26 protein-coding genes are annotated in these 26,280 nt (G+C 73.4%); 19 read left to right on the top strand and 7 right to left on the bottom strand.

Annotated features, from left to right (window positions below; translation table 11 throughout):
- Positions 1–6: 6 nt before the first annotated feature.
- Positions 7–561: a GNAT family N-acetyltransferase gene (locus Q3W71_RS17155; protein ID WP_302920338.1), complete on the bottom strand. Its 555-nt coding sequence runs from the start codon at positions 559–561 to the stop codon at positions 7–9.
- Positions 562–651: 90 nt separating this feature from the next.
- Between Q3W71_RS17155 and Q3W71_RS17150 the strand changes: the two genes are divergently transcribed.
- From Q3W71_RS17150 to Q3W71_RS17135, 4 genes are all read left to right on the top strand, one after another.
- Entirely contained in the window at positions 652–1,083 is a 432-nt protein-coding gene (locus Q3W71_RS17150; protein WP_302920337.1) for a MarR family winged helix-turn-helix transcriptional regulator, read from the top strand.
- Between the two features lie 549 nt (positions 1,084–1,632).
- The gene (locus Q3W71_RS17145) at positions 1,633–2,025 is read left to right on the top strand and encodes a MarR family winged helix-turn-helix transcriptional regulator (RefSeq protein ID WP_302920336.1); all 393 of its coding nucleotides are present in this window, start codon (positions 1,633–1,635) and stop codon (positions 2,023–2,025) included.
- A gap of 175 nt (positions 2,026–2,200) precedes the next feature.
- A complete protein-coding gene (locus Q3W71_RS17140; protein ID WP_302920335.1) occupies positions 2,201–2,521 on the top strand; it encodes a multidrug efflux SMR transporter in 321 nt (106 codons plus the stop codon).
- Between the two features lie 65 nt (positions 2,522–2,586).
- Positions 2,587–2,976: a multidrug efflux SMR transporter gene (locus Q3W71_RS17135; RefSeq protein WP_302920334.1), complete on the top strand. Its 390-nt coding sequence runs from the start codon at positions 2,587–2,589 to the stop codon at positions 2,974–2,976.
- 87 nt (positions 2,977–3,063) lie between these two features.
- Here Q3W71_RS17135 and Q3W71_RS17130 read toward each other — a convergent pair whose 3' ends face one another.
- Entirely contained in the window at positions 3,064–4,887 is a 1,824-nt protein-coding gene (locus tag Q3W71_RS17130; protein WP_302920436.1) for a thiamine pyrophosphate-requiring protein, read from the bottom strand.
- Between the two features lie 172 nt (positions 4,888–5,059).
- Between Q3W71_RS17130 and Q3W71_RS17125 the strand changes: the two genes are divergently transcribed.
- Positions 5,060–5,869 carry an RNA methyltransferase gene (locus tag Q3W71_RS17125; protein ID WP_302920333.1) on the top strand — a complete coding sequence of 270 codons (810 nt, stop codon included), beginning with the start codon at positions 5,060–5,062 and terminating at the stop codon, positions 5,867–5,869.
- Between the two features lie 18 nt (positions 5,870–5,887).
- Here the strand turns inward: Q3W71_RS17125 and Q3W71_RS17120 are convergent, their stop codons facing one another.
- A complete protein-coding gene (locus tag Q3W71_RS17120) occupies positions 5,888–6,205 on the bottom strand; it encodes a serine hydrolase (RefSeq protein WP_302920332.1) in 318 nt (105 codons plus the stop codon).
- A 163-nt stretch (positions 6,206–6,368) separates the two neighbouring features.
- On the opposite strand from Q3W71_RS17120, the gene Q3W71_RS17115 reads away from it, so the two are divergent.
- Positions 6,369–8,228, top strand: coding sequence for a PucR family transcriptional regulator (locus tag Q3W71_RS17115; RefSeq protein WP_302920331.1), 1,860 nt, complete (start codon positions 6,369–6,371; stop codon positions 8,226–8,228).
- Between the two features lie 117 nt (positions 8,229–8,345).
- On the opposite strand, the gene Q3W71_RS17110 is transcribed toward Q3W71_RS17115, so the two are convergent.
- Positions 8,346–9,695 (bottom strand): hypothetical protein, encoded by a 1,350-nt coding sequence (locus Q3W71_RS17110; protein ID WP_302920330.1) that lies wholly within the window; start codon positions 9,693–9,695, stop codon positions 8,346–8,348.
- Positions 9,696–9,783: 88 nt separating this feature from the next.
- On the opposite strand from Q3W71_RS17110, the gene murD reads away from it, so the two are divergent.
- Positions 9,784–11,130 (top strand): UDP-N-acetylmuramoyl-L-alanine--D-glutamate ligase, encoded by a 1,347-nt coding sequence (murD, locus tag Q3W71_RS17105; RefSeq protein WP_302920329.1) that lies wholly within the window; start codon positions 9,784–9,786, stop codon positions 11,128–11,130.
- Between the two features lie 64 nt (positions 11,131–11,194).
- Here the strand turns inward: murD and Q3W71_RS17100 are convergent, their stop codons facing one another.
- Complete coding sequence (locus Q3W71_RS17100; RefSeq protein WP_302920328.1) at positions 11,195–12,232, bottom strand: hypothetical protein; 1,038 nt, start codon at positions 12,230–12,232, stop codon at positions 11,195–11,197.
- 288 nt (positions 12,233–12,520) lie between these two features.
- Here Q3W71_RS17100 and Q3W71_RS17095 point away from each other — a divergent pair, with 288 nt between their 5' ends.
- The 4 genes from Q3W71_RS17095 (at position 12,521) to Q3W71_RS17080 (ending at position 17,111) form a co-directional block, all read left to right on the top strand.
- Complete coding sequence (locus tag Q3W71_RS17095; RefSeq protein ID WP_302920326.1) at positions 12,521–13,390, top strand: hypothetical protein; 870 nt, start codon at positions 12,521–12,523, stop codon at positions 13,388–13,390.
- A gap of 6 nt (positions 13,391–13,396) precedes the next feature.
- Entirely contained in the window at positions 13,397–14,194 is a 798-nt protein-coding gene (locus Q3W71_RS17090) for a hypothetical protein (protein WP_302920325.1), read from the top strand.
- Between the two features lie 113 nt (positions 14,195–14,307).
- The gene (locus tag Q3W71_RS17085; protein ID WP_302920324.1) at positions 14,308–15,615 is read left to right on the top strand and encodes an aspartate aminotransferase family protein; all 1,308 of its coding nucleotides are present in this window, start codon (positions 14,308–14,310) and stop codon (positions 15,613–15,615) included.
- Positions 15,612–17,111 carry a CoA-acylating methylmalonate-semialdehyde dehydrogenase gene (locus tag Q3W71_RS17080; protein ID WP_302920322.1) on the top strand — a complete coding sequence of 500 codons (1,500 nt, stop codon included), beginning with the start codon at positions 15,612–15,614 and terminating at the stop codon, positions 17,109–17,111. The genes Q3W71_RS17085 and Q3W71_RS17080 overlap by 4 nt, the downstream gene beginning before the upstream one ends.
- Here the strand turns inward: Q3W71_RS17080 and Q3W71_RS17075 are convergent.
- The gene (locus Q3W71_RS17075) at positions 17,083–18,555 is read right to left on the bottom strand and encodes an acyltransferase (RefSeq protein WP_302920321.1); all 1,473 of its coding nucleotides are present in this window, start codon (positions 18,553–18,555) and stop codon (positions 17,083–17,085) included. The genes Q3W71_RS17080 and Q3W71_RS17075 overlap by 29 nt on opposite strands.
- A 209-nt stretch (positions 18,556–18,764) precedes the next feature.
- Between Q3W71_RS17075 and ngcE the strand changes: the two genes are divergently transcribed.
- From ngcE to Q3W71_RS17045, 6 genes are all read left to right on the top strand, one after another.
- A complete protein-coding gene (gene ngcE / locus Q3W71_RS17070; protein ID WP_302920320.1) occupies positions 18,765–20,180 on the top strand; it encodes an N-acetylglucosamine/diacetylchitobiose ABC transporter substrate-binding protein in 1,416 nt (471 codons plus the stop codon).
- A gap of 64 nt (positions 20,181–20,244) precedes the next feature.
- Positions 20,245–21,153, top strand: coding sequence for a carbohydrate ABC transporter permease (locus tag Q3W71_RS17065; RefSeq protein WP_302920319.1), 909 nt, complete (start codon positions 20,245–20,247; stop codon positions 21,151–21,153).
- Complete coding sequence (locus Q3W71_RS17060) at positions 21,150–22,058, top strand: carbohydrate ABC transporter permease (protein ID WP_302920318.1); 909 nt, start codon at positions 21,150–21,152, stop codon at positions 22,056–22,058. Before Q3W71_RS17065 ends, Q3W71_RS17060 begins: the two co-directional genes overlap by 4 nt.
- Before the next feature lie 77 nt (positions 22,059–22,135).
- Complete coding sequence (locus Q3W71_RS17055) at positions 22,136–22,510, top strand: VOC family protein (protein WP_302920317.1); 375 nt, start codon at positions 22,136–22,138, stop codon at positions 22,508–22,510.
- On the top strand, positions 22,503–22,823 hold the full coding sequence (locus tag Q3W71_RS17050) for a helix-turn-helix transcriptional regulator (RefSeq protein WP_302920316.1): 321 nt from the start codon (positions 22,503–22,505) through the stop codon (positions 22,821–22,823). Before Q3W71_RS17055 ends, Q3W71_RS17050 begins: the two co-directional genes overlap by 8 nt.
- Positions 22,816–23,238: an SRPBCC domain-containing protein gene (locus Q3W71_RS17045; RefSeq protein ID WP_302920315.1), complete on the top strand. Its 423-nt coding sequence runs from the start codon at positions 22,816–22,818 to the stop codon at positions 23,236–23,238. The genes Q3W71_RS17050 and Q3W71_RS17045 overlap by 8 nt, the downstream gene beginning before the upstream one ends.
- 133 nt (positions 23,239–23,371) lie before the next feature.
- Here the strand turns inward: Q3W71_RS17045 and Q3W71_RS17040 are convergent, their stop codons facing one another.
- Entirely contained in the window at positions 23,372–24,361 is a 990-nt protein-coding gene (locus tag Q3W71_RS17040) for an N-acetylglucosamine kinase (RefSeq protein WP_302920314.1), read from the bottom strand.
- 198 nt (positions 24,362–24,559) lie between these two features.
- Here Q3W71_RS17040 and Q3W71_RS17035 point away from each other — a divergent pair, with 198 nt between their 5' ends.
- Complete coding sequence (locus Q3W71_RS17035) at positions 24,560–25,516, top strand: MurR/RpiR family transcriptional regulator (RefSeq protein WP_302920313.1); 957 nt, start codon at positions 24,560–24,562, stop codon at positions 25,514–25,516.
- Positions 25,513–26,262, top strand: a complete 750-nt coding sequence (locus Q3W71_RS17030) for an SIS domain-containing protein (RefSeq protein WP_302920312.1) — start codon at positions 25,513–25,515, stop codon at positions 26,260–26,262. Before Q3W71_RS17035 ends, Q3W71_RS17030 begins: the two co-directional genes overlap by 4 nt.
- Positions 26,263–26,280: the final 18 nt, after the last annotated feature.

The following is a 26,280-nucleotide window of genomic DNA, read 5'->3' as shown; positions in this document are numbered from 1 at the left end:
GCCCGGTCAGCTGGCCGGGCCGCCGGAGCCCGTGGCCGAGAGGCGGCGCACCCGGACGATGTTGCGGGTGCTGCCCTGCGCGTCGTCGTACTCGGCCACCGCGACGTACCCGTGCTGTTCGTAGACGCGGGCCAGTTCCGGACTCCCCGCCCAGTGGTCGAGAGCCAGGGCGGGGGCCCGCCCGGCCCGGGCCCGGCGCTCCGCCTCCGCCAGGAGCGTGCTGCCGACGCCGCGGCCGTCCGGGCCGCGACTCGACAGGACGGTGTACACGAACATCGACCCCTCGGGAACCAGCCCCGGGGGGATCCGCTGCGGAACGGTCGGTGCCATGGCGAGGAGGCCCACACACCTGCCGTCGCGCTCCGCCATGGTGACCACGCCCTGGGACACCCAGTCGGCGAGCCGCTCGGGGAAGCCCGGAAGCCGGGAGAAGGGGATCGTGCCCCACTGTTCCGGCCGGCCACGGGCCACCAGCCACTCGAGGACCGAGTCCATGAGCGACAGCAGGGCCGCGGTGTCGTCGGTCGTTGCCTGGCGCCGATTGATCTGACCGTCTGGCACGATCGCCTCCTGGGTCGATAGGCACGGACAGGCAGATACTTTAATAATCTAAGGATTAGATTGTCAAAGGAAACCAGGATCCGCAGCGTGATGAGCGCGGTGCAGGAACTCCAGGACGCCACGGATCTCGTCGACGAGCTGGCGGCGCGGCGCCTCGGCATCAACCGCACGGACTTGCGGTGTCTCAGCCGGTTGAGTGCGCGCGGGGCGTTGACCGCCAGCGAGCTGGCCGTCGCCGCCGGGCTGACCGGAGGCGCCACCACGACGGCCATCGACCGGCTGGAGCGCGCCGGACTGGCTCGGCGGGTCCGGGACGCCGCGGACCGGCGGCGCGTCCTCGTCCATCTGACCGAGCAGGCCGAACGGCTCAGCACCGAGATATGGGGTCCGATCGTGGACGACGCCCGGGCCGAACTGCGCCGGTTCACCGGTGCCGAACTGGAACTGGTCGAGCGCTTCCTGCGCCACGCGCTGGACAACCAGATCCGGCACGCTGGCCGGCTGCGCGGCGGGTCGTCGTGACCGGGCGGGTGTGACGAGGCCGGGAGGACCGGGCGCCGGCCCGTGGTCGGCCACGGTGATCAGTTCGGTTGACCCCGTTCATCTGCCGCCGTCGCCGATCAGGGCCACCAGCGGGCGGTCCGGGGGGCGCGAGGTGAGCCGTGCGGTCCGGGACGGCGGCAACCTCGGCTCGGCTCGCCGTCGGCGGGGACGACGGAGAAGGCGTCGAGCTCCGGCAGCGTCCGGTAACCCGCGTCCCATGGCGCGGTCGTCCACCTCCTCGATGTCGATCCCGCCGGCGAACAGGCGCTGCCGGGTGAAACCGCTAGGAAGCACACCGGGTCCGGCCGGGGAAAGCTCGCGCACCTCGCGCGGGCCCGCCGGCCGGCCCGGTCGCCGCGCCGTCCGTCAGAGCGATGGTCGTCACGCGGCGGGTGACGGCGGCAATCTTGACGCTGCGGAGGATCATGGTAATTTACATGCATGCACAGGCATTCATTTAGCTCGGGTTCTGGACCTGGGGGCCACCTCGGTTCGGCGTGGTCCCAGGTCGCCATGTTCGTGTCGGCAGTGGACGCGAGCCTGGGCAAGTGGCTCATGGATGCCTACAGCATCGGGTTGACGGAGTATCGGGCACTGGAGCACCTCGCCCAGGCTGCCGACAAGGAGTTGCGCGTCAACGACCTTGCCCAGCGGGTCGGCCTGAACCAAAGCTCCGTGACCCGACTGGTGAGTCGCTTGGAAGCGAAGGACCTGGCTCGCCGCGACCTCTGCCCGGACGATCGGCGTGGCGTCTACGCGGTCATCACCGAGCAGGGGGAGACCCTGGTCCGGCAGGTCCGCGACTCGTACGAGGAGCGGGTTCACGAGCTCCTCGGCGCCGTGGCGGCCCACTATCCGCAGCTCGACGCGAGCCAGGTCGGCCGAGCCCTGGCCGGCATCGGCAACCTGGTCTCCCCCTAGCGAACGCCCCGGAGGCGCGACTCAGGCCCAAGCTGGGCTCGTTTATATGCATGTACATGCAGCTTTCATCCGAGCCGCTCGCCGGGATGTTGGAACCGTTCCATGTGCGTCCGCTCGCCCGGGCGCGACCGCACGCACAGCCATCTACCTCGTCAACGGACCTGAAAGGAACACCATGAACTGGCTCTACCTGGGTTTCGCCGTGATCTTCGAGATCGCGGTGGCCTTCGCGGCAAGCAAGGCGAAGGGGTTCACCCACCCGCGGTGGACGGTCGCGACCCTGGTCAGTGGCGGGATCGCGACCTTCTTCCTCAGTCTGGCGCTCCTGACGTTCGATGTCGGCGTCGGTTATGCGCTCTGGACCTCGGTCGCCGGCGTCGGGATCGTCGTCGTCGGCGCGCTGTTCCTCGGGCAGCGCCTGAACGGGAAGAAGCTCCTCGGCATCCTCGTCGTCATCGCCGGCGTCGTCGGGCTGCAGCTGACTGGGGCAGCGTGACCGACCATCGGACCACACCCAACCTGATCTCCCCTCACTCCCGCCATGACGAAAGGACCAACCCCATGACTGCGACGGTTGCGAAGCACAACACCAGGGCCGGTGCCTGGCTGGTGCTTCTCCTGGCCGGGGCCTTCGAGGTCGGCTATGCGCTCAGCGTCGGAGGCAGTGCGGGATTCACCGTCCTGAGCTGGTCCATCTCCGCCGCCGTGTTCTTCCTCCTGACGCTCTTCTGCCTCAGCGTCGCCCTGCGAAACATCGACGTCGGGATCGGCTACGCCGTCTGGGCGGGCATCGGCGCCGTCGGCGCCGCCGTCCTCGGCCCGGTGTTCTTCGACGAGTCACTCACGCTGCCCCGGGCGTTCTGGCTGGCTGTGATCATCGCAGGAGTCGTCTGGCTCAAGCTCGCTGACAGCCCCAGGTTCGAAGTGAAGAAGACCGCGGCGGGTCTCTGACACCTCTCCGGACGCGGGCTGGCTCAAGCCGGCGGGCAGGCCCCGTCCGGGCCGACGTCCTCGGCCGGGACGGGACCTGCCCGGCGGTCAGCCGCGGCGCGGGCGGAAGGCGGCGACCGTGGCGGGCAGCCCGCGCCGGACGATCCCGGCCCAGTCGGTGTCGCCGCGCAGCATCGCCGCCGCCGTCTTGCGCGCCTGGTCGGCGGTGAAGTGCGGTGGGAGCATCAGCTCGGCCGGGTCCACCAGCGCGTTGATCACCACGGGCCGGTCGGCGGAGAGGACCCGATCCCAGACGGCCGGCACCTGGTCGGGGGAGTCGACCAGCTCGCCGCCGAGCCCCAGCACCTCGGCCCAGCGGTGGTAGCCGATGTCGGGCAACTGCTGGCTGTCCGGGAACATCGGCGTTCCCTCGCTGGAGCGCTGCTCCCAGCTGACGAAGGCGAGGTCCCGGTTGTTCAGCACCAGCACCACGAACCGCGGGTCGGCCCAACCGCGCCAGTACTTCGCCACGGTGATCAGCTCGTTGACCCCGTTCATCTGCATCGCGCCGTCGCCGATCAGGGCCACCAGCGGGCGGTCCGGGTGGGCGAACTTGGCCGCCAGCGCGTACGGCATGGCGCCGCCCATGGAGAGCAGCGTGCCGGAGAGGCTGGCCAGCATGCCGGGGCGGACCTGGACGTGCCGGGCGTACCAGGCGGTGGTGGTGCCGCAGTCGACCGCGAGCAGCACGTCGTCGGGCAGCCGGTCGCTGAGGGTGCTGAACAGCAGTTGCGGATTGACCGGGTCGGCGGACTGCCCGGCCAGGTCCCGCTGCGCCTGCCGCCACGACGAGGTCGACGCGGCGATCGTCTCCCGCCAGCGGGTCGGGGCCGGCCCGGGGCCGAGTTCGCGCAGCAGCGCCCGCAGGGTGGGGGCGGCGTCGCCGGTCAGGTTCACCTCGGTCGGGTAGCGCAACCCCAGTTGGGTGCCGTCCCGGTCGATCTGCACCGCCCGGGCCTTGCCCGGCGGCGGATAGAACTCCGAGTACGGCATGTTGCTGCCGACGATCAGCAGCCGGTCGCAGTCGCGCATCATGTCCCAGCTCGGCCGGGTGCCGAGCAGGCCGATGGCGCCGGTGACCCAGGGCTCCCGGTGGTCGACAGCGGTGAACCCCAGCAGCGCGGTGGCCACCCCCGCGCCCAGCCGGTGGGCCACCTCGCGTACCTCGTTCTCGGCGCCGAGCGCGCCCTGCCCGACCAGCATGGCCACCCGCTCGCCGCCGCCGAGCACCTCGGCGGCGCGGCGTACCTCGGCCTCCGGCGGCACGGTCGGCCCGCTGCTCGGCACGCTGCTGGTGTGGTAGTAGCCGTGCGCGTACGGCGGTTCCGGAACGGCCGGCTTGTCCTGCACGTCGAGGGGGAGGACCAGGGCGGTCACGGTGCGGCGGGCCAGGGCCGTCCGGCAGGCCCGGTCGACCAGGTGACGGACCTGCGCGGGGTGGTCGAGCTGGGCCAGGAACGCCGCCGCGACGTCCTTGTAGAGGGCTAGCAGGTCGACCTCCTGGTAGTAGCCGCCGCCCTCGGCGGTGAGGGCGGTGTGGCCGACCAGGGCGACCACCGGCTGGTGGTCCAGCTTGGCGTCGTACAGGCCGTTGAGCGCGTGGATCGCCCCGGGCCCGCTGGTCACCAGGACGCAGCCCAGCGGTCCGCCGCCGTACTTGACGTGCGCCGACGCGGCGAAGCCGGCGGTCTCCTCGTGCCGGACCTGGATGAACTGCGCCCGCTCGGCGGTGCGTTGCAGCGCCGAGGTCATCCCGTTGATGCCGTCGCCCGGGTAGCCGAAGTAACGGCGTACGCCCCAGCAGGCCAGGCGTTGCACGAGGTGGTCGGCGACGGTGGCGTCCCGGGGCAGCGGCCACGGCTCGGCCGGCACCCGTCCGTCGCCCCGCCACCCGTCGCTGTGCTCTGCGCTCACCTGCCCGGTCCCTCCGCTCGGTTCCCTCGCTACCCCGGCATTTCCCATCTTTGCCGGACAGAACGACCAGCGCTCGGCATTCGCCGGACGCGTCGGCGGCCCCGCCGGACCGGTCCGGCAGAATCGGCGGGTGCCCGTCCACCAGATCACCGACCCCGACGACGACCGGATCGCCGACTACCGCGCCCTGACCGACGTCGAGCTGCGCACCCGCTGGGAGCCGCCGCACGGGCTGTTCATCGCCGAGGGCGAGCTGGTGCTGCGCCGGGCGCTGCGGGCCGGCTACCCGGCCCGGTCGTACCTGGTGGACGCGAAGCGGGTGGACCAGCTCGCCGACCTGGACACCGAGGATGCCCCGGTCTACGCCGCCACCCCGGACGTGCTCCAGCGGGCCACCGGCTTCCACGTGCACCGCGGGGTGCTGGCGTCGTTCCGGCGCAAGCCGCTGCCGTCGGCCGCCGAGGTGCTGGCGAACGCGCGCCGGGCGGTGATCCTCGAGGACGTGAACAACCACACCAACCTGGGCGCCATCTTCCGGGCGGTGGCCGCGCTCGGGGTGGACGCCGTGCTGCTCTCACCGTCCTGCGCCGACCCGCTCTACCGGCGCAGCGTCCGGGTCAGCATGGGCGAGGTGTTCGCGGTGCCGTACGCCAGGCTGGAGCCCTGGCCGGACGCGCTCGGCCAGGTCCGGGCGGCCGGCTTCACGGTGCTGGCGATGACCCCCGCCCCGGATGCGGTGCCGATCCAGCGGCTGGACGCCGCGCAGCGGGCCCGCGCCGCGCTGCTGCTCGGCGCGGAGGGCGCCGGGCTGACCCGGGCCGCGATGGACGCCAGCGACGTGCGGGTGGTGATCCCGATGCGCCGCGGCGTCGACTCGCTCAACGTCGCCGCCGCCACCGCGGTGGCCTGCTGGGAGCTGGGCCGCGACGACCCGTGGTGAGGGCAGCCACCACCGCCGTCAGGCGTAGTACTTGGACCAGAAGTTGTGCGTCGGCCAGCTGGTCACGGCGCGGGCGGCCCGCCACAGCGGCGGGTCGATCTCGCTGTAACCGAGCCGGACGATCGCTGCCGCGGTCAGCGACTTGGACAGTCTGGCCACCCGGAACAGCGAGGTGGGCTGGATCAGCTGTGGCGAGTTGTTGCCGTAGCCGCGGGCCAGCACGAGCCGCCCCCGGTAGGTCACGGCGAGCTGCCCGGCGGAGATCCCCCGGGCCAGCAGGTAGCTCTTCATCGTGTCGTCGAAGCCGCTCAGCGCGGCGACCGCGGTGCCGCTCACGGACCAGGTCTGCGGCATCGCCGCAGCCGGCGCCCCGGCGAGCGCTCCCGCGCCCAGGGCCCCCCGCACGGTAGCGCAATCGATCATGGTTGGTGGGCCGCCCGGTGCCGGCGGGCGCGACGCCGGCGGCGGGGTGTCGAGAATCAGGGTCACGGACGGTAGCGTGTCGGCCGTGTTCCCTACCGTGCGTGAGGTTCTGGCCCTGGACCCGGTCCGCCGCGGCGCCCCGCGCCTGGTCGCCGGGGACGCCGGGCTGGACCGGCCGGTGCGCTGGGTGCACGTGGCCGAGGTGCCGGACATCGCCACCCTGCTCGGCGGCGGCGAGCTGGTGCTGACCACCGGCATCGGGCTGCCGGCCGACGACGCCGGACTGCGCGCCTTCATCGGCGACCTGGCCGACGTCGGCGTCTCCGGCCTGCTGGTCGAGCTGGGCCGCCGGTACGCCAGCGAGGTGCCCCGGGTGATGGCCGCCGCCGCCGAGCGCCGCGGCCTGCCCCTGGTCGAGCTGCGCCGGGACACCCCGTTCGTGCGGATCACCGAGGCGGTGCACGCGCTGATCGTCGACGCCCAGCTCACCGAGCTGCGCGCCACCGAGGAGATCCACCAGCGGTTCACCGACCTCTCGGTCGAGGGCGCCGGCCCGGCCGAGGTGATCCGGCAGGCGGCGGAGCTGTCCGGCTGCCCGGTGGTGCTGGAGAACCTCTCCCGGCAGGTGCTCGCCTACGACCCGGCCGGGGAGAGCGCCGAGCTGCTGCTGGACGGCTGGGAGCAGCACTCCCGCCGGATCCGGCCGGCCGGGCGGACCGCGTACGACCCGGACAGCGGCTGGCTGGTCACCACTGTCGGCGCCCGCGGGCAGGACTGGGGCCGGCTGCTGCTGCGCTGGCCGGCCACCGGCGAGCTGGCCCGGCCCGGCCGCGCCGGGGCGGACGCCGAGCCGGGCCCGGCCGGCGTCGACGGCGGGTCAGCGCCGGCCGGCGACCCACCCACCCGGCTGACCATCCTGGTCGAGCGGGCCGCGTCCACCCTGGCGCTGGTCCGGTTGATCCGCCGCGACGCCGAGGGGCTGGAACGGCAGATCCACCGCACCCTGCTCACCGCCCTGCTCGACCACTCCCGGCCGGTGGACGAGGTGGCGCTGCGCGCCCGGGCGCTCGGCGTGGTGCTGGAGCGCCGGCACCTGGTGGGCGTGGTGGTCCGGTACCGCACCGACGACCCGGCCGGCGAGCACGCCGGCGACGCGGGCGAGCCGACGGCCTTCGGCGAGCCCGCCCCGGACGCCGGCCCGGCCCGGCTACGGGACCTCGCCGAGGCGGTCGGCCAGGCCCTGCGCGAGGCGAAGCTGACCGCGCTGACCAGCGCGGTCGACGACCACGCGGTCGGCGCGCTGCTCGCCCTGCCGGACGCCGCCGCCGAGGAGCGGGCGCTGACCGCGTTCGCCGCCGCGCTGCGCCGGGTGCGTCCGGACGGCCGGCACCCGGACCCGGCGTCCCGGCAGCTCGACGCCGTGGTGCCCCGGCAGCCGGACGGCGGCTCGTCCCGGTCCGGTGGCCGGGGCGCCCCGGCCGGGTCCGCCGGGCTGATCGTCGCCGCCGGTTCCGGGGTGGGCAGCCTGCGCGAGGCGCGCCGGTCGCTCACCGAGGCGCGCCAGATCGCCGAGGCCGCCCGGCGCGACCGGCGGGACCTGCCGATCTTCCGGCTGCCGCACGTCGGTCTCGCCGGCCTGCTGCACCTGTTGCGCGACGAGCCGCGGTTGCAGACCTTCGTCGAGCGCGAGCTGGGCGCCCTGCTGGCGTACGACGCGCGGCACCCCCGGGAGCAGCTGCTCGGCACCCTGCGCGCGTACCTGGAGCAGGGCCGGAACAAGTCGGCGGCGGCCGCCGCGGCGCACCTGTCCCGGCCCGCGTTCTACGAGCGGCTGGCCCGGATCGGCCGGATCCTCGACGTCGACCTCGACTCGGTCGACGCCTGCCTCTCCCTCCACGTCGCCCTGCTGGCCCTGGACGCCATCCGCACCCCCTAACCCCCCACCCGCCGTGGCCGGCGCCGGTGATCACGAAGTTGTTGCGGGCCGCCCCGGCGCGTCGCGGTACCAACTTCATGATCAACGGGGCTCCGGTCGGCCCCGACCGGGCCGGGGTCAGGGGAGGGGGGTGAGGGTTTTGGCGTAGGCGGGAGGGATGTGGTGGGGGCCGCCGGGGGTGAAGACGTCGGAGGTGGCGGCGGCGGACCAGGCGGTGTCCGGCACGGCGTCGACCAGGGCGCGGACCACCGGGGCGTCGCGCCACTGCTCCTGCTCGGCGAGCAGGCTCAACGCCACCACCGACTCCTCCACCTCGCCGACGCACTCGAACGGCTTGTGCCCGTCCACGCCGAGCAGTTCCCGGTAGCCGGGGATCTGGGCGGAGTCGGCCAGCAGGTCGCCGCCGAAGATGTGGGTGATCCGCTCGCGGGACATGAACGGCGCCATGGCCAGGAAGACGAACCGGCACTTCGGGCAGTCGCGGCACCAGCGCTCGCTCGGGTCGTGCAGCTTGAACGCGGCGTTGCAGCTGGTCACCACGTCGTCGTAGCGGTCGATCTCGGCGAAGAGCCGGGCGATGTGCAGCTCCGACAGTGAGCGCAGCAGCGAGAAGTACGGCTCGGCCAGCCCCGCGTGCTCGGTCAGCGCCGCCCGCATCAGCCCCTCCGCCTCGACCCCCTTGGACCACTGGTGGTTGATCTCGTGACCGTTCCAGACCAGGTTCGGATCCGACGCGGAGCGCTCGTTGGACATCACCACCGGGCCCAGCCCGTGCAGCACGGCGGTCGCCACCGCGATCAGCGAGTTGATCGCGGTGACCGGGATGTGCCCGTTCAGCGCGCCGGCGGCGTTCAGCTCGAACAGCCGCGGGTCGATCCGCCGGCGGGCGGCGAGCGGGGTGAGCCCGGACGCCTCGTTGACCGAGACGATCACGTGGTTCGGGTTGACCGAGAACGGCACCGGGTCCAGGCCGGCCCGGCGCAGCGCCTCCAGGCTGACGATCGAGTCCTTGCCGCCGCCGACCGCCGAGAGCGGCCGCCGCTCGGAGTTGCCCAGCGGCGCCGCCGGCTTCACCGACCCCGGCGGGATCTCCGGGGCCAGCTCCAGCACGTGCGGCAGCTTGTTGCGGTACGCGTACTCGGCGAGGCCGTGGGTGTAGATGCCGGTGACCAGCGCGGCGGCGGCCGGCCCGAGCGGGGCGGGCAGCACCAGCCGGCCGGGCGCGGCGGCCTTGTAGTAGCTGACCCCGGCCACCACGTGCAGCAGCTCCAGCACCCGGCCGAGCGCGGCGACCGTGGCGTCCGACGGCGGCTCGGCCGGCAGCGGGAGGGTGACCACCTCGGTGAAGGTCAGCTCCGCGTCGGGGCCGCTCAGCCGGTAGTCGAACAGGGCCTCGCCGGTGGAGAGGTCGATCGAGTAGGACGGGAAGGTGAAGGCGTCCATCCGCCGGAGCTGTCCGTTGAGCACACGCCATACTAGGCCGTGGTTCACCCGTCCGCGTCCGGCTGCGCCAGACTCGGCCGCCGACCCGCCGCCCGCCCGGAGGAGATCACCTGTGCGCTTGTCTGACCTGCGCGGACGTACCGTGGCCGTCTGGGGCGCCGGCCGGGAGGGCCGGGCCTCGGTCACCGCGATCGCCGCGCACGGCCCGGCCGGGCTGGTCGCCGTCGACGACAGCGCCAACTTCCTCTCGCTGCCCTGGGACGGCCCGCTGGCCGAGGCGGCGCCGCTGGTCGTCGGCGAGGAGGGCTTCGACCGGCTGGCCGCCGCCGACGTGGTGGTCCGCTCGCCCGGCGTGCCGCAGACCCACCCGTGGCTGGTCGAGCTGCGCCGGCGCGGGGTCACCGTCACCCAGGGCACCGCGCTCTGGATGGCCGACCACGCCGATCGCACCATCGGGGTCACCGGCAGCAAGGGCAAGAGCACCACGTCCAGCCTGATCAGCCACCTGCTCGCGGCGGTGGACCGGCCGAACGTCTTCGGCGGCAACATCGGGGTGCCCACCCTCGACCTGCCCGAGGCCGAGCTGTACGTGCTGGAGCTCTCCAGCTACCAGTGCAGCGACCTGACCGACTCGCCCCGGGTGGCGGTGGTCACCGCGCTCTTCCCGGAGCACCTGGACGCGCACGGCGGCGAGGCCGAGTACTACCGGGACAAGCTCAACCTGATCGCCTACGGGCCGCGCACCGTGGTGGTCAACGGCACCGACCCGCGGCTCGCCCTCGAACTGGGCGACCGGGCGGCCGTGCGCGCCGGCCGGCCGGACACCGCCCACGTGGCCGCCGGCCCGGACGGCGCCCCCTGGTTCCACCTGGCCGACCAGCCGCTCTTCCCGCGTGCGGTGCTGCCGCTGGTCGGCCGGCACAACGAGAGCAACCTCTGCGTGGCGCTGGCCGTGCTGGACGCGCTCGGCGTCGACGTGGTCGCCCGCAAGGACACCCTCGCGGTGGCCGTCGCCGGCTTCCAGGGGCTGGCCCACCGGCTCACCGAGATCGTCGACCCGTCCGGGCTGACCTTCGTCGACGACACCCTCGCCACCAGCCCGTACGCGGCAATGCACGCGATCGACGCGTACGAGGGACGGCCGTTGACGGTGATCGTCGGCGGTACCGACCGGGGGCTGGACTACAGCCCGCTGCGCGAGCACCTCGCCGAGCGCGAGCTGACGGTGATCGGCATCCCGGACAGCGGCTCCCGGATCGTCGACGCGCTCGCCGGGCTGCCCAAGGTGCGTACCGAGGTGGTCGACGAGCTGGTGGACGCGGTCCGGCTGGCCCGCGAGCTGACCCCGGCCGGCGGGGTGGTGCTGCTCTCGCCGGCCGCGCCCAGCTACGGCCGGTTCCGCAACTTCGAGCACCGCTCCGAGGTCTTCGCCCAGGCGGTACGCGACACCGCCGGCTGACACCACGGGCGCGCGGAGCCCGGCGGTCACCGACGCCGCCCGGCGCACCGCCGTGGCGCGGCGCTCAGGCGGGCCGCAGGGTGGCGTGCAGGGCACGCATCGAGCGGATGGCGGAGCGGATCTCCTGGAGGTAGCGGCCCGGGCTGAGCGTCGGCTCGGGCAGGGTGGCCAGGTCGGGCAGGGCCGGGTCCACGCCGACCGTCTCGATCCGGCAGCCGTACGGCACGGCCAGCGTGCGCAGCGCGTCGCAGTGCTGGAACGGAACGTAGATCGGCGCGGTCACCAGCAGCACCGGATCGCCGGGGGCGAGCCGGACGTGCTCGGCCCAGAAGCGCTGGGTGTCGGCGGTGTGCGCACGGCGCCGGTCCGGCTCGCTGGACGGGGCGGCCAGCACCCGCACCGGCGGCGTCCCGACCGGCCGGTACGTCCGCGACGACCACGAGTGGTGCGGATGCCCGGCGTCCACGCCGTCCTGCTCGGCCAGGCCGGTCACGCCGAACGCCAGCCGCACCGCCGCGTCCAGCGCGGCCACCTCGGTGTCGCAGCCGGCCACCCCGGCCGCGGCGAGCATGGCGTGCTCGGTGGGGGAGAGCGGGCGGAAGCTGCCCAGCACCGCCACCTCGCCGGTGACCCGGGTGCCGGCGCGCAGCAGGTGGGCGGCGTAGGCCACCCGGCGCAGGCAGGCGTGGGCCAGCCCACCGAGCACGACCAGGTGGGCGTAGCCGGGCCGGGCCGGTGGCCGGGGCCGGACCAGGCCGAGCGCGGCCGCCGCGGCGAGCACCCGGGCGGCGGTGGCCGGGTCGAAGGCCGGTTCCCGGGCCTCGGGCCGCTCCCGGCCGCCCCGGAAGTCCCAGTGCCGCGCGGAGAAGTCGTCCAGCCCGGCGAGCACCGCCGCGAGGTCGCCGCCGGGCCAGTCGCCGCCGAAGTGCGCGACCAGCCCGCGCAGCGGCGCGGCACCGACCCAGCCGGCGATGCCCGCGGTGATCGCGGCGGTGTCCGCGCCACCGGGGAGCGGCGGGCCGGCGGGCGGTGCGGTGGCGACCACGGTGGACCCCGGCGCGCGGGTGACGCCCGGCGACGGCGGTACGGAACGCTCGGGCACGCTCGGATGCTACCGGCCGGGGCCCTCCCGTCCCGGCGACCGGGCCGGACCGGAGCCGACCGGGGGGCACCCGCCCGGGCCGCGACCGGCTGGCGAGCCGGCCGGACCGGGAGCCGACCCGGGACGTACCCCGGCCGCGACCGGCTGGTCCGACCGGGTCGGACGGACGCATCCAGGTCGGTGCGCTGGTGGCCGGGGGTGCCGGTCCTGATCGGCGCGCCGGCGGGGCGGCCGGGCGATGGTGCCGGCGTCGTACCCTGGCGGCAGCCGGCACCCGGGAGGTCGTCGATGGTTGATCTGCTCCGCCGACCGCGCTCCGGCCGGCTCGGCACCGCCGCCGGGTTCGCCCGGCTGGTGGCGCACACCGATCCGGTCGCGCTGATCGGGATCGCCCTGTCGATCTCGCTCTCGGTCACCCTCGACCTGACCGGTGCGGCGTCCGGAGTGGAGTCCCTGCTCGCCGGGCTGATGGGCATCACCATCTCGCTGCTGGTGGACTCGCTAGCCCGGGCCGAACGCCGGTTCCACCTGCGGACGCTGCTGGACGGTCCGCCGTGGCTGCTGACCGCCGTACCGGAGGTGGTCACCGGCACCCGGGAGGCGGTCGAACGCCATCCGGGCACCCGGGTGGCCGACGAGGCGCGCCGCTCGTTCGAGCGGTTCCGGGCGGAGACCGAGCAGTTGCGTCACGGGCGGATCGTCCGGCCCGGCCACGACTACCAGGACCTGCTCGGCGCCACCCGGGACTGCGTCCGGGAGATGCAGGCGCTGACCAACGTGATGCCCCGGGCCAGCGGCGAACTCAGCTGGTGGCACAGCGACATCGGCCGGCACCACTGGACGGTCAACGTGCGGGCGCTGGCCCGGGGCGTGCGGATCACCCGGATCTTCGCCTACGCGACGCTCTCCGACGAGCTGGAGGAACTGCTGGAGACGCAGCGCAAGGCCGGCGTACGGGTCGGCCTGCTGCCGGCCGGCGCGGTCGACCCGGCGCTGCACGTCAACCTGGTGCGCTGGGACGGTACGGCCTGCTGGACGGCGGGGATGAGCGCGCACGGCGAGATCAGCGAGAACCGGTACTCGGTGAACCCGGCCGACGTGGCGCGGGCCGGTGAGACGTTCCAGGCGTGCGCCAACCTCGCCACCTTCCTGGACTGACCGGCCGTGACCGTCTCCGGCGTACTGCTGGTCACCGCCGTGGTCTGGGCGGTGAGCCTGCTCCGCTCGGTCCGGCTGCGGGCGTTCGTCTACAGCCTGCCGCTGCCGATGACGCTGGCCCTGCTGACCACCGGGCACCGGGTGGACGGGTCGCACCTGATCGGCGTGGTCGGCCTGAACCTGTTCTTCGTCCTGGTGACCGTGGCGCACCACCGGCTGCGCTGGCCGATCCTCCTCGCCGACCTGGCCGGCGTCGCCGGCTACGTGGCGCTCGGCGCCGCCCTGCTCACCGTCTCCGTGCCGTTCGTGCCGGCGCTGGCCGGCACGGTGCTGCTCTGGCTGCTCGCCGCGCTGCTGCTGCACCGCCACCCGGCGCCCCCCACCACGGAGCGGGTCAGCGACGGGGCGCCGGGGGAGCGGCTGCCGGCGCTGGCGAAGTTGTCGCTGATCCTCGGCGGGACGGTGCTGACCGGGCTGCTCGGGCAGTTGCTGCGCGGGCTGGTGGTCACCTTCCCGTACGCCGGGGTGCTGGTGGCGGTCGAGGTCCGGCGCGAGCTGCCCGCCTTCTGCCGGCACTTCGCCCGCAACAGCCTGGCGCTGGTCGGCTTCCTGACCGGCCACTGGCTGGCCCAGGATCTCTCGGCCGCGGCGGGACTGGCCGCCGGCTGGACCGGCTTCGCGCTGACCGCCGCCGCGCTGCACCTGCCGCCGTGGCACGGAAAGCGTCGGCGAGAACGCGTCGACGCCACCGGAAACGTGCCCCGGAGCCGCAACCGCGACGGAATGCGTGGTGTCGAAGCTTGACGGTCTGTCAACCGACCGGGGTCCGCGCGCTACAGGCTGGCACTTGTCGGGCGGGGCCCGGTGGTGAAAGCGTGCGGTATCCGCGTACCGCCGCTGAAGGGTGACAGGCGACCATGACCTCCGACGACCTGCTGGCCCGGCACCGGGCCGTGCTCCCGTCCTGGATGCCGCTGTACTACTCCGAGCCGATCGAGCTGGTCTCCGGTTCCGGCCGCCGGGTCACCGACGCCCAGGGCCGCACCTACCTGGACTTCTTCGGCGGCGTGCTGACCTCGATGGTCGGCTACGACATCCCGGAGATCCGCGATGCCGTCGAGCGGCAGTTGCGCACCGGCATCGTGCACAGCTCGACGCTCTACCTCATCCGCCAGCAGGTCGAGCTGGCCGAGAAGGTGGCCCGGGTCTCCGGCATCCCGGACGCCCGGGTGTTCTTCGCCAACTCCGGCACCGAGGCGAACGAGGCGGCGCTGCTGTTCGCCACCAACCACCGCCGCTCGGCGCAGATCCTCGCCGTGCGCAACAGCTACCACGGCCGGTCGTACGCCACGATGGGCGTGACCGGCAACCGCGGCTGGTCGGCCAGCGCGCTCAACCCGCTCCAGGTGGCCTGGCTGCACTCCGGTGAGCGGCTGCGCGGCCTGCTGGCCCGGCTGAGCGAGTCCGAGCGGGTCGACGCCGCGGTGGAGGACCTGCGCGAGGTGCTCGCCACCCAGACCGCCGGCGACGTGGCCTGCCTGATCGCCGAGCCGATCCAGGGAGTCGGCGGCTTCGTGCACCCGCCGGACGGGCTCTTCGCCGCCTGGAAGAAGGTGCTCGACGAGCACGGCATCCTGTTCGTCTCGGACGAGGTGCAGACCGGGTGGGGCCGCACCGGCGAGCACTTCTGGGGCTACCAGGCGCACGGCGTCACGCCGGACCTGCTCACCTTCGCCAAGGGCATCGGCAACGGCTTCGCCCTGGCCGGCGTGGTCGGCCGGGCCGAGGTGCTGGAGTCGGTGCCGGCGATCAGCTTCTGCACCTTCGGCGGCAACCCGGTCTCCACCGCCGCCGGCAACGCGGTGCTGGACTACCTGCTCGACCACGATCTGCAGGGCAACGCGGCCCGCACCGGCGCGATCCTCGCCGACGGCCTGCGCGCCGCCGTGGGCGGTCTCGACCGCGTCGCCGAGGTACGCGGCAAGGGGCTGATGCTCGGCGTCGAGTTCGTCCGCCCGGGCACCACCGAGCCGGACCCGGCGCTGACCGTCCGCGTCCTGGAGGCGTGCAAGGCCGGCGGACTGCTGGTCGGCAAGGGCGGCCTCTACGGCAACGTGCTGCGGATGGGCCCGCCGCTGACCCTCACCGAGGACGAGGCGCGCGAGGGGCTGGCCATCCTGGTCGACGCCATCCGGTCCAGCGCGGCGGCGGAGGTGGCGGCGTGAGCACCCCCACCACCATCGGGCACTTCGTCGACGGCAAGCGGTTCACCGGGACGTCCGGCCGGCGCGGCGACGTCTTCGACCCGGCCACCGGGCGGCGTACCGGCGAGGTGGAGCTGGCCGGCGCGGCCGACGTCGCGGCGGCGGTGCAGGCCGCCGAGCGGGCGGCCCGGTCCTGGCGGGACGCCTCGCTGGCCAGGCGGACGGCGGTGCTCTTCGCCTTCCGCGAGCTGGTGCACGCCCGCCGGGACCGGCTGGCCGAGGTGATCACCGCCGAGCACGGCAAGGTGCTCGCCGACGCCGCCGGCGAGGTGCAGCGCGGCCTGGAGGTGATCGAGTACGCCTGCGGCATCCCCTCGGCGCTGCGCGGCGGGTTCAGCGAGAACGTCTCCACCGAGGTCGACTCGTACAGCCTGCGCCAGCCGCTCGGCGTGGTGGCGGTGATCTCCCCGTTCAACTTCCCGGTGATGGTGCCGCTGTGGTTCGTGCCGGTGGCGGTGGCCTGCGGCAACGCGGTGGTGCTCAAGCCCAGCGAGAAGGACCCGAGCGCGGCGCTGCTGCTCGCCGAGTGGTTCGCCGAGGCGGGCCTGCCCGACGGGGTGCTCAACGTGGTCAACGGCGACAAGGAGGCGGTCGACGCGCTGCTCGACCACCCCGGCGTGCGGGCGGTCTCCTTCGTCGGCTCCACCCCGATCGCCCGGTACGTCTACCAGCGCGGCACGATGGCCGGCAAGCGGGTGCAGGCGCTCGGCGGGGCGAAGAACCACATGGTGGTGCTCCCGGACGCCGACCTCGACCTGGCCGCCGACGCGGCGGTCAACGCCGGGTTCGGCTCGGCGGGGGAGCGGTGCATGGCCATCTCCGCCCTGGTCGCCGTGGAGCCGGTCGGCGACGACCTGGTCGCCCGGATCGCCGAGCGGATGGCCCGGCTGCGCACCGGCGACGGCCGGCGGGGCTGCGACATGGGGCCGCTGGTCACCGCCGCGCACGCCGAGAAGGTCCGGTCGTACGTCGAGGCCGGGGTGGCCGCCGGCGCGGTGCCGGTGGTGGACGGGCGCGACGTCGAGCCGGACGGCGACCCGGCCGGGTTCTGGCTCGGCCCGACGCTGTTCGACCGGGTCACCCCGGAGATGTCCGTCTACACCGACGAGATCTTCGGCCCGGTGCTGAGCGTGGTCCGGGTCGGCTCGTACGACGAGGCGGTCGAGCTGGTCAACGCCAACCCGTACGGCAACGGCACGGCGATCTTCACCAACGACGGCGGCGCGGCCCGGCGCTACCAGCACGAGGTGGAGGTCGGCATGGTCGGCGTCAACGTGCCGATCCCGGTCCCGATGGCCTACTACTCCTTCGGCGGCTGGAAGTCCTCGCTCTTCGGCGACCTGCACGCGCACGGCGAGGACGGGGTGCGCTTCTTCACCCGGGGCAAGGTGGTCACCAGCCGCTGGCTGGACCCCCGGCACGGCGGGGTCAACCTCGGCTTCCCCACCCAGACCTGAGCACCCGCAGGACGCCCGCCCCGCCCAGGTACGCCACCAGGGCGGGGACGGGTACGCCCAGCGGCTCGGCGGCCTCCTTCGGCGCGGTGCTGTTGGCGACCAGCGCGTACACCACGGCGGCGAAGGCGGCGGCGGTGAGCGCGGTGCGGGCGGTCGCCCGCCGGCGGTCCCCCCACGCTGGCCGCCCGCCGCCCGCCGGGGCGTCGGTGGGCGGCCGCGCCGCCGCGGGCCGGCGGGTGCGGCCCTCGACGGGACCGAAGACGGCGATCAGCACGGCCAGCACCACGGTCAGCATCAGCACCCACGGCAGCCGCCAGGCCAGCCAGGCCGCCGAGCCGGGCGGCGGCGTCGGCAGCACGCCCGCCGCGTCCAGCGCGCCGACGAGCAGGATCACCGCACTCAGGTGCCAGAGGAAGACGGTGAGCACCACCCCGTTCACCGCGATCACCGCCTGCCAGGGGCGGGAGCGGCGCAGCCAGCGTTCCGCCGCGTCGCGCAGCAGCAGGATCAGGCCCAGCTGGGCGGTGGTGACGGCGAGCAGCGCCACGCTCGGCGGCGCGGCGTTGTCCAGCGGTTCCCCCGGGATGTTGATCATGCTGATTGGGTACGGGCCGGGTCCGGTCAGCAGCGCGGCCACGACGAGCCCGCCGAGCAGCATCGCCGCGCCGGCCCGGCGGGACATCGGCAGCCGGCGGGACCGGATGCCCCCCGGTCCGGCGGTGCGGTCCCGGTCCGTGCCGGCCGTCCCGCCGCCGGTGCTCGCGCCCGGCGCGCCGGCCGCGGGGGTGCCGGACCGGGCCTCCTGCCAGGCGAAACCGAGCTGATGGACGGCCAGCCAGCCGAACAGGTAGTTGGGCAGGGCGAGTTCCGCCGGGCCCAGGGCCCGACCCAGGTCGCCGGCGGCGACCAGGGCGGCCAGCGCCACCGGCACGGCCAGCCCGAACCGTCGGTGCAGCGCGTACGTCACCGGGGTGAGCGGCACCACCACGAGATACGCGGCGAGGAACCAGAGCGGGATGGTGGCGAACCAGACGACTGTGCGGATCAGCGGCGCCTCGGCTCCGACCAGCCGGGCGACGAGCGCCCCGGCCGCGAGCACCACCAGCAGCGCGGTGGTGGGCCGCAGCAACCGGGCGCTGCGGCCGAGCAGCCAGCCGGTGGCGTCGCCGCCCCACTGCCGGTGCGCGGTCAGCGAGGCGGCGTTGGCGAAGCCGCCGACGACGAAGAACACCGGCATCACCTGGACCACCCAGGTCAGCGGGTAGGCCCAGGGCAGTTCGGGCAGCGCGGAACGCCCGGTCGGGTTCCCGGCCGCGTCGTAGGTGATCGCGGCTACCGCCCAGTGGCCGAGAACCACCAGGATGATGGCGAGCGCCCGGAGCAGGTCGACGTAGCGCTCCCGGCCAGCCGGGGTCCGCGCGGCGAGTTCGCGCAGTCGGCGCATGGTTCGAGGCTAGGCGAACGGCGTGCTGGCCGGTGCTGATAACGGTTCGGTCGTCGGGTCTTGAAGTCCGGGCCCGGCTGCCGTAGAAATTCTTCAGCAACATTCTGTGAATTGAAGACAAGCAACGAATCCCCCGTGCCTCGAAAACGGCGGGACGCCACCCCCAGACACGACCGGCGACCGCCAGGACCCGATCCGAGGAGAAGACCATGAACAGGCGTGACATCCTGCGGCGTACCGCCGCTGCCGGCCTGCTGGCCACCCCCGCCGCCGGTCTGCTGGCCGGCTGCGCCACCGGCGGTGGCGGCGACAAGGACGACTCCGGCACCTACAAGGGCACCAAGAGCGAGCAGAACCCGCTCGGGGTGAAGGAGGACGCGCCGCTCGAGGTGGTGATCTTCAACGGCGGCTTCGGCGAGGAGTACGCCAAGGCCCACGAGGCCATGTACACCGAGAAGTACCCGAAGGCGAAGATCAACCACTCGGCGACGCAGGAGATCAACAAGACCCTCCAGCCGCGCTTCGTCGACGGCACCCCGCCCGACGTGGTGAACAACTCCGGCGCCGGCCAGATCGACTTCAACGGCCTGGTGTCGCAGAACGCCATCGCCGACCTCGGTGAGCTGCTCGCCGCGCCCAGCCTCGACATCCCCGGCAAGACGGTCAAGGACACCCTGCTGCCCGGCGCGGTCGAGGTCGGCTCGTACGACGGCAAGTTCCTGGTGCTGAACTACACCTACACCGCGTACGGCATCTGGCACTCCACCAAGCTCTTCACCGAGCGCAACTGGGAGTACGCCAAGACCTGGGACGACCACATCGCGCTCTGCAAGCAGATCAAGGCGGCCGGCATCGCGCCCTGGACGTACGCCGGCAAGCACCCCCGGTACATGAGCTGGCCGCTGATCGCCACGGCCATCAAGTTCGGCGGTCCCTCCGTGGCCACCGCGATCGACAACCTGGAGCCGAACGCCTGGAAGTCCGACGCGATGAAGGCCGCCGCCGACGCGTGGCACCAGATCGTCAAGGACAAGTACATCCTGGACGGCTCGCCGGGCCTGGACCACGTGCAGTCGCAGACCGCGTGGTGCCAGGGCAAGGCCGCCTTCATCTCCTGCGGCTCGTGGCTGGAGAGCGAGCAGAAGAAGGTCACCCCCGAGGGCTTCAACATGACGATCCAGCCGACGCCGAGCCTCGGCGCCGGCGACAAGCTGCCGTTCGAGGCGATCCGCGGCACCGCCGGCGAGCCGTTCATGGTGCCGGCCAAGGCCAAGAACCTGGCCGGCGGCCTGGAGTACTTCCGGATCATGCTCTCCAAGAAGGGCGCCCAGGACTTCACCAAGAAGGTCTCCAGCCTCACCGTGGTGGCCGGGTCGACCGAGGGCGTCGAGCTGCCGTTCGGCCTCAGCACCGTGACCAAGGCGCTGGACGCCTCCGGCAGCAACGGCTTCAACTGGGTCTACAACAACTACTACCGCAAGCTGGAGCGGGAGCTCGTCGACGCCGCGTGCGGCGAGTTCTTCAGCGGCCGGATCGGCCCGGCCGAGTTCCTCGAGCAGTGCCAGAAGGGCGCCGACTCGATCGCCCAGGACAGCTCGATCAAGAAGTACAAGCGGGCCGCGTGACATCCGGCCGGCGGGGGCGGCGTGCCCGTCCCCGCCGGTCCACCGCTTCCGGGAGTAGGTCCTCGTGAAACATGGCAAGTACCCGCTGATCGTCACGTTCCTGGTGCCACCGCTGCTGCTCTACGGCATCTTCGTGATCTCGCCGTACCTGCAGGCGTTCCAGATCTCGACCACCGACTGGCTCGGCTACTCGGCCGAGGCCAACCCGGTGGGGCTGGCCAACTTCGAGCGGCTGCTCGACGACGAGCGGGTGTGGAACGCGCTCAAGAACAACGCGTGGCTGCTGGCCGTGGTGCCGGTGGTGACCATCGCGTTGGGCCTCTTCTTCGCCAGCATGCTCGCCATGGGCGGTCGCAAGGGCCGGGCCGGGGTGACCGGCGTGCGCGGCACCTCGTTCTACCGGATGGTCTACTTCTTTCCGCAGGTGCTCTCGGTGGTCATCATCGCCCTGCTCTGGCGGGAGGTCTACCACCCCAACAGCGGCCTGCTCAACGGCGCCCTGGGCGCGCTGGGGCTGCCCACCCCGACCTGGCTCGGCGACCCCCGTACGGCCTTCTGGTGCGTGCTGGCGGTGATGATCTGGAGCAACGTGGGCTTCTACGTGGTGCTCTTCGGCGCGGCCATGTCGGCCATCCCGCGCGACATCTACGAGGCGGTGATGCTCGACGGCGCGTCCCGCTGGACCACGCTGCGCAAGGTCACCATCCCGCTGCTCTGGGACACCGTGCAGGTCGCCTGGATCTACCTGGCCATCGCGGCGCTGGACGGGTTCATCCTGATCCAGCAGATGACCAACGGCGGCCCCAACTTCTCCTCCGACGTCATCGGTCTGCGGATGTACGAGACCGCGTTCGGCAGCGAGAACAGGTTCGGCTACGCCTCGGCCATCGGCGTGGTGCTGTTCTTCCTGACCCTGTCGGTGGCGGTGCTGGCCCTGCGGGCCGCCCGGCGTGATCGGATCGAGTTCTCGTGACCATTGTCGACAAGCCCGCCACCGACGGCACGGCCGCGGCGGGCCGGCCGGCGCCGCAGGGCCGCAAGCCGCGCGGCGAGATCGGGGTGGCCAACCTCTTCTCGCACGGGTTCCTGCTGTTCTGGGGCGCGCTGACGGTACTGCCGCTGCTCTGGATGTTCCTCAGCTCGTTCAAGAGCGACGGGGAGATCCTGTCCGACCCGTGGGGCGTGCCCGGCGCGCTGCGGTTCGAGAACTGGGCGCGCGCCTGGACCGAGGCGCACATCGGCCAGTACTTCCTGAACAGCGCGATCGTGGTCACCGGATCGCTCACCCTGACCATGCTGATGGGCGCGACGGCGGCGTACGTCTTCGCCCGGTACGAGTTCCCCGGCCGGCAGGTCTTCTACTACCTGTTCGTCGGCGGGATGATGTTCCCGGTCTTCCTGGCCCTCGTGCCGCTCTTCTTCGTGGTGCGCAACGCCGGCCTCTTCGGCACCTGGACCGGGCTGATGCTGGTCTACGCGGCCTACTCGCTGCCGTTCACGGTGTTCTTCCTGACCGCCTTCTTCCGGACCCTGCCGACCGCGGTGGCCGAGGCGGCGCTGATCGACGGGTGCGGTCACTTCCGGCTCTTCTTCCGGGTGATGCTGCCGATGGCCCGACCGGGTCTGATCAGCATCGCCATCTTCAACTTCCTCAGCCACTGGAACCAGTTCATCCTGCCGCAGGTGCTGATGCAGGGCGACGACTCCAAGTGGGTGCTGGCCCAGGGGCTCGCCGCGCTCGCGGTCAGCCAGGGCTACCAGGGCGACTACAGCGGGCTCTTCGCCGGGCTGACCATCGCCACGCTGCCGGTGCTGGCGGTGTACGTCGCCTTCCAGCGGCAGATCCAGGCGGGCCTGACGGCTGGTCAGTTGAAGTAACCCGAGTCCGTGACCGATCATCGACCGCCGGAGCGGCGGATTGACCGGTAGGGAATCTCCTACCTATTGTGGGTGACATGGCGATCACACATGTGCAGCTGGTCTCGGTGCCGGTGAGCGACCAGGACCGGGCCCGCGACTTCTACGTCGACGTGCTCGACTTCGACCTCGTCTTCGACAACCCGATGGGGCCCAGCGGCCGTTGGATCCAGGTGGCGCCGAAGGGCGCCGCCACCGCGCTGACCCTGGTCACCTGGTTCCCGACCATGCCGCCCGGCTCGCTCAAGGGACTGGTGCTGGAGACCGACGACCTCGACGGCGACGTCGCGCGGCTGCGCGAGCGCGGCGTCGCCTTCGCCGACGGCGGCATCCAGATCGCCCCCTGGGGCCGGTACGCCACCTTCGACGACCCGGACGGCAACGGCATCGTCCTCCAGTCCACCCGTGTCTGAGCCGGACGTCTTCGCCGCGCTGGCCAACCCGACCCGGCGGGCGGTGCTCCGGCTGCTGCTGGAACGGGGGGAGCAGCCGGTGCACCGGCTGGCGGAGCACTTCGCCATGCGCCGGCCCAGCCTCTCCGAGCACCTGCGGGTGCTCAAGGAGGCCGGCCTGGTCGTCGAGCAGCCCGTCGGCCGGCAGCGGCTCTACTCGCTGCGACCCGAGCCGCTGCGCGAGGTGGTCGACTGGCTCACCCCGTACGAGCGGTTCTGGCGCGATCGGCTCACCCGGCTGCGCGAGGTGCTGGCGGAGGTGCCCGATGAGTGACACCATCGCGGTGGACGAGTTCCTGCCCCACCCGCCGGCCACGGTCTGGCGGGCGTTGACCGATTCTGATCTGCTCGCCCGCTGGCTCATGCCGAACGACTTCGTCCCCGAGGTGGGGCGGCGGTTCACCTTCCGTACCGACCCCCGGCCCGGTCAGGAGTTCGACGGGACGGTGCACTGCGAGGTGCTCGACCTCGACCCGCCCCGCCTGCTCCGCTGGGCCTGGCGCGGCGGCCGGCTGGACACCGTGGTGACCTGGACGCTCGTCGCCGAGGGGCGCGGCACCCGGCTCTTCCTGGAACACGCCGGCTTCGACCCCGACGACCCGATCCAGCGCCGCACCCGCGACCTGCTCGCCGGCGGCTGGCGCTCCCACGTCCTCGCCCGCCTCCGGGAGACCCTGCGAACCCCGTAGCCCGTCAAGATCGCGCTGGATCCGTGATGTAGTCCCCTCCCGGGCCGTCGGAGGTCACTACATCAAGGATCGAGCACGATCTTGACGCGGGACGCGGGACGCGGGACGCGGGACGCGGGCCCGCCGGGGTGGGTCAGGTGGGAGTCGGGACGAGGAGGGCGTGCAAGGCGGTCGGGTCGTCCACTTCGGGCAGGTCCCGGGCGGCGAGCCAGGCCGCGGCGGCCGCGCCGTCGCCGGCCGAGCGCAGCGGCGCGTCCGGCCAGCGCCGGGCCGCCTCCGCGCGGACGGCGGCGGCGAGCGGGGTGTCGCCGGTGAGCAGCCCGCCGCCGAGCACGATCGGGGTGAGCGCGCCGGCCGGCCGGATCCGGGTCACGCTCTCCACCAGGTGACCGGCGGCCTCGCTGATCAGCGCGCGCCCGGTCGGCTCCCCGGCCACCGCGGCGGCGACCACGCGCGGGGCCAGCCGGGCCAACTCCACCGGCGGGCGCCGGGTGACCGCCTGGACCAGCGTGTCGACGGTGTCCCGGGGTCGGGCCGCCACCTCGGTGGTGTCGAGCAGGTCGCCGAGCACCTGCCGGCCCAGGGTGTCGGGCGCCCGGCCGGAGTCCAGGTCGGCCAGCAGCCGGCGGACCGCCTCGCGGCCGAGCCAGAATCCGGAGCCGGCGTCGCCGAGCAGCCAGCCGTGGCCGTCGGCCACCCGGTCCAGGCGCAGGTCGTGGACCTGGGCGGCGATCGCGCCGGTGCCGGCGATGAGCACCGTGCCGTCCGGGGCGGCGGTGCCCGAGGCGTACGCGACGAGGGCGTCGCCGTGCACCGCGTACGGGCAGCGCAGGCCGGCGTCGTGCCAGGCCCGGTCGAAGGCCGCCCGCCCGGCGGGGTCGGCGAGCAGCCGGCCGGCTCCGGCGAGGCCGATGGTGCCGGCGCGGACCCGACCGGGATCGGTGGCGGCGAGCGCGCCGCGCAACGCGGCGAGGAGTTCGGCGGCCGCCCGGTCGGCACCGTGGCTGGTCGGATTGCCGCCGCCGGCCCGGCCGTCGCCCAGCCGCCGGCCGTCCAGGGTGAGGGCGGTCGCCCGGGTGGACGTACCCCCGACGTCGAGACCAACCACGACGGTGTCGGACATCGGCTCGGACCCCTCCCGCTGCGCTGCTGTGGCGCATTCATGCTGGTCGGCCCGGTCGCGGCAGGCAAGGTCGCAGACCGCCGGCCGGCTGTGCGCCAGGTAACAGTTTGAAAACTTCGCCCACGGCCTTGACACGGAGGGGCTGTCAGTAAGAACTTTTACCACTAACAGTTAACAGTCTTTTCGGAAAGGCGTCCCATGGTTGATCACGAGGTGGACACCTCCGCGGGGACCGCGGTGGTCGACGCCGACGCGTTCGACCGACGGGGCGCGCTGCCCTCCGACGGGGTGCTGGCCCGGGTGCGCTCCGGCCTCGACGAGCTGACCGGCGCGCTGCGCCGGGTCGCCGAGCACGTGCTGAGCGACCCGGAGGCGGCCGCCAGGGCGACCATAGTGGAACTGGCCGAGCGAAGCGGTACCTCGCCGGCGACCATCACCCGGTTCTGCCGGGCGATGGGCTTCGAGGGCTACGCCGACCTGCGGCTGGGCATCGCCGCCGAGACCGGGCGGGCCCGCTCGGCGGGCTGGACCGTCGACATCGGACGCGAGATCCAGCCCAACGACCCGCTGGAGCGGGTGCTCGACCAGATCATGGCCGCCGACACCCGGGCGATGCACGACACCGCCGCGCTGCTCGACCTCGCCGAGGTGGAGCGGGCCGCGGTGGCCATCGCCGGGGCCTCCCGGGTGAACATCTTCGGCGCCAGCGGCAGCGCCCTGGTCGGCGAGGAGATGCAGTTCAGCCTGCACCGCATCGGCGTGGCCGCGTGGGCCTGGAACGACGTGCACTCCGGGCTGGCCTCGGCGGCGCTGCTGCGCCCCGGCGACGTGGCGCTCGGCATCTCGCACACCGGGCAGACCCGGGAGACCATCGAGGTGCTCGCCGAGTCGGGCAGCCGCGGCGCCACCACCGTCGCGCTCACCGGCTTCCCCCGCTCGCCGCTGGCCGAGCTGGCCGACCTCGTGCTGGTCACCGCCAGCCAGGCGACCACCTTCCGCCCGGACGCGCTCTCCGCCCGGCACCCGCAGCTGGTCGTGCTCGACCTGCTCTACATCGCGGTGGCCCAGCGCACCCACGACCGCGCCCACGCGGCCTTCCGGCGTACCGCCCAGGCCGTCGACGGGCACAAGGCCGCGAGGGAGGCCCGCGCATGATCAGCGCCCAGGGGTACGCGGAAGCGGTCCGTCCGGTGCTCGACCGGCTGGTCGACAGCAGCGCGGACGGGATCGCCAGGGCGGCCGACCTGATCGCCGCGAGCCTGCGCGCGGGCGGCGTGCTCCAGGCGTTCGGGGCTGGGCACTCCGAGGCGTTCGCCGCCGAACTGGTCGCCCGGGCCGGCGGCCTGGTCCCCACCAACCGGCTCTCCATCCACGACCTGGTGCTGCACGGCGACGCCCCGCGCGACGTGCTGGCCGATCCGAAGCTGGAGCGCGACCCCACCATCGCCCACCAGATCTACGCCCTGGCGGCCCCGCAGCCGCAGGACGTGTTCGTGGTGGCGTCCCAGTCCGGCATCAACGGCTCGGTGGTCGAGCTGGCGGCGCTGGTCACCGGGCGCGGTCACCCGTTGATCGCGGTCACCTCGGTCGAGCACACGGCACGGGTCGCCCCGCGGCACCCGTCCGGCCGGCGGCTCGCCGACCTCGCCGACGTCGTGCTGGACAACGGCGCGCCGTACGGCGACGCACTGCTGCCGCTCGAGGGCGGCGGCGCGGTCTGTGCGGTCTCCTCGGTCACCGCGGCGCTGCTGGCGCAGCTGTTGACCGCCGAGGTCGTACGACGGTTCCACCAGGCCGGAGAGGTACCCCCTATCTACCTCTCCGCCAACGTCCCCGGCGGGGACGAGCACAACCTCGCCCTCGAGTCGCGGTACGCCGGGCGCCTCCGGCGGACCGCCTGACCCGAACACCTCAAGGAG

This window comes from Micromonospora sp. C28SCA-DRY-2 (assembly GCF_030519475.1).
Taxonomy (GTDB): Bacteria; Actinomycetota; Actinomycetes; order Mycobacteriales; family Micromonosporaceae; genus Micromonospora.
The sequence above is the reverse complement of the archived record's forward strand: the minus strand, read 5'-3'. Positions and strand labels throughout refer to the sequence as shown.